2 protein-coding genes are annotated in these 3,128 nt (G+C 51.6%); both read right to left on the reverse strand.

Annotated elements, in window-relative coordinates; translation table 11 throughout:
* Positions 1-98 precede the first annotated feature (98 nt).
* On the reverse strand, positions 99-794 hold the full coding sequence (locus ACTHUT_RS16630) for a thiol:disulfide interchange protein DsbA/DsbL (protein WP_003749428.1): 696 nt from the start codon (positions 792-794) through the stop codon (positions 99-101).
* Between the two features lie 170 nt (positions 795-964).
* Complete coding sequence (locus ACTHUT_RS16635; RefSeq protein WP_250601547.1) at positions 965-3,076, reverse strand: TonB-dependent receptor; 2,112 nt, start codon at positions 3,074-3,076, stop codon at positions 965-967.
* Positions 3,077-3,128: the final 52 nt, after the last annotated feature.

The raw sequence follows: 3,128 nt of genomic DNA on the forward strand, positions 1-3,128 counted from the left end.
ACCATGAGGCTTTAGCAACCATCTATTCTATAACGTCTAATATAAAAGGCCGTCTGAAATCCTATTTTCAGACGGCCTTTGCTCATTCAGCCTTTAAATTATTGCGGCTTTTTCTGCTCTTCGCGTACTTTGTCCACCAACTGGTCAATCGTGGTCATGCCGGACTGCCAGTCTTTAAATTCGACTTGGTATTTGCCGCCGACGATAACGGTCGGTGTGCCGCTGATTTGGAATTTATTGGTCAATTCTTCCATTTGAGCCGCACGCGCTTGACTTTCGGGCGCTTCAAATGCAGCCAATACTTTTTTGCCGTCAAATGCAGTTTGCTCGGACAACCATTTTTTCAGGGTATCGGTATCGGCTAGATTGATTTTTTGATTAACCATCGCATCGAAAATATGGCTGTTAGCTTTATCTGATTCACCGGCCATTTCCACTGCGGCCGCCAAACGTGCCAAAGGTTTCATTTCATCACCCCACACGACATGCTCCCGGCGCATATAGGTATCGTCTTTAAACGTTTTGATGTGCTCGCTCAAGACCGGCTCAAGATGGGCGCAATGCGGGCAGAAGTAGCCGAAGAATTCCAATACTTCGATTTTGCCGGCCTGCTGTTGCGGAATCGGATTGGACAATACGGTGTAATTGACACCTTCGGTCAATGCGGCAGGGGCTGCCGGAGCGGATGTGTTGCTTTGGGCGCTGTCTGCCGGAACGCTGGTTTCCGCCTGTTTGCCGCAAGCGGCCAATGCCAACAGGGTTAATGAGGTCAAGGCTAAGGTTTTCAGTTTCATAGGTATCTCTTTACATTCAAATCAATGGGCGGATTTTATGGCATTTTGTTGGAGGTGTGTTCAATTTGAGTGAAAAAATGTGTTTAGTTTTATTTCAACCTTTATAAAAGGCCGTCTGAAATATGGCTTAGATCATAGCCTTATTTTCAGACGGCCTTTGCCTGATTTCATCAGAAACGGTAATTTACCCGGGCAGTATAGCCGCGCGGATTACCCGGCATGGCATCCGAACGCCAATATTTTTGATTGAGCAGATTGGCCGCAGCAAAGGTAACGTTGACGTTTTTATGGTTCCAGCCAAGCATGGCGTCAACTCGGGCAAAGCCTGGAAGCGTAGTCACTTCTTTGTTTCTTGAGTCGTAGCCGTAGCGTTTGCCTGTACCGGTTACGCCGATTTCACCGTAGAGGTTTTCGGTCGGGGTATAACGGAAAAACAGGTTGCCGGTAACGTTGCTGGTGTTATTCAAATGGATGCCCACTCGGTCGGGATTTTCTTTGTCTTCAACGACTTTCGCCTGCATCACGCCCAACGAACCGCGCAGATAGAGTTTTTTGGGAATGATTTGCCCGATGGCGGACAATTCCACGCCGCGCGAACGGTGTTTACCGCTGACTGCCCAAGTGTAGGGATCATTTTGCGCGTCGGGGCGGTAGCGGATATTGAAGCGTTCGATTTGGTAGGCAGACAACGTAGTGCTGAGGCGGTCGTCCAGCCAACTGCTTTTCACGCCGGTTTCGTATTGGCGGGTGTACTCGGGGTCGGCGTTGAACACGGCGGCAGACGACGTGTCGATACTCAAATAGCCGCCGCGTCCGCCATAAGGCGCGAAGCCTTTGTTATACGAGGCGTAAAGTGTGTGGGCAGGCGTTACGTTCCACACTGCGCCGATGTTGGGGCTGAACGAGTGGCCGCTGTATTGGCGGCGGCTGCCGGTGAGTTTGTTTTCGGAATTAAAGGTGTATTTGTCGTAACGGCCGCCGAGGACGAATTTCAAGTCGGGCGTGGCGGAGAAGATGTTTTGCACGAAAATGCCGTAGGAGTCGGCTTTGTGGCGGTTTTGGGTGAGGATGGGTTGCAGCCTGCCCGAAGCCGGCCAGCTTGCTCGGTCGTATGGATCGATGGAGGCGGTAAAGGCGCGGCTGTAACCTAATGTCGGGTTGCGGTGTTCGCGGCTATAATCCATGCCTACGGTCAGATGGTTTTCAAAACGGCCGATGGTGTAGTCGCCGTTGAGCGTAAAGTTGGACGACAGGGTTTTGTTGTCGGTCTGCTGCCAAGCGTAGTTGCGTTTGATTCGGCTGCCGTTTTCGCTGCCTGCATAAAAATGGTCGAAATCCTGCGCCGCCGTGCGGTGGGCGAGCTGCCATTGGGCGCGCCATTTGTCGTTGAAGGCGTATTCAAGGTCGGAACGCCAAACTTGCAGCTTGTCTTTCACAAAATCGTTCGGGTGGGCGAAACCCATACGGTAAGGCAGTCCGAAGCGGTCGTACACGGACTTGGTCGGGCTGCGGTCGGGTGTACGCTCCACATTGTCGTAGGTGTATTGCCCCGTCCATTTCAAGCCGTTGTCGAGTTTGACGGTAATACTGGGCGAAACCATGACGTTTTTGCTGTCTATGCCGCTGCGGAACGAATTGGCACGCCCGACTTCGCTGGTAAGGCGGATGGCGACGTTTTTGTTCAGCACTTCGTTGATGTCCATATTCAGGCTGCGGTTTGCCCACGAACCGTAAACCGCACCGATATTACGGCTTTGTTTGAAGTTGGCGTATTTACTAACCATATTGATGACGCCGCCACCGTTGGTGCGGCCGTAAAGGACGGAAGACGGGCCTTTCAGGATTTCCACGCGCTCAATGTTGGCAGTGCTGCGGCGTACCTGACCGCTTTCGCGTACGCCGTCGCGGTAAATATCGGATGCATCGGCTTGAAAACCGCGCAGGAAAATGCTTTCGCCGCGCATATCGTAGGCAGCGTCGATGCCGGCGTTGCCTTCGAGGATGGAACTCAAATCGTTCGTGCCGTAATTTTTGTTTTTCTGGATGTTGAGCGTATCGACGGTTTGCGGCGTTTCTTTGATGAGCTGTCCGTTGCGGGTAACGGCGGCTTCATCGTAGTTGATGTAGCCTTTGAGTACGCTGGTATCAGACTGTCCGACCACGGTAACGGTGGGCAGGGTAGCGGTGTAATGTTCACCATTGTCCTGCGTATCGGCGGCAGCAACAGGGAAGGAAGCGATAATCAGCGTGGGTAATAAAGCCAAATGAAATGGTATTTGCATTTTTATACTCGATTTAACGAAACAACCGAATTATATTGCCTCACAAAAGAAA

The sequence above is a fragment of the Neisseria sp. P0022.S010 genome, assembly GCF_051956635.1.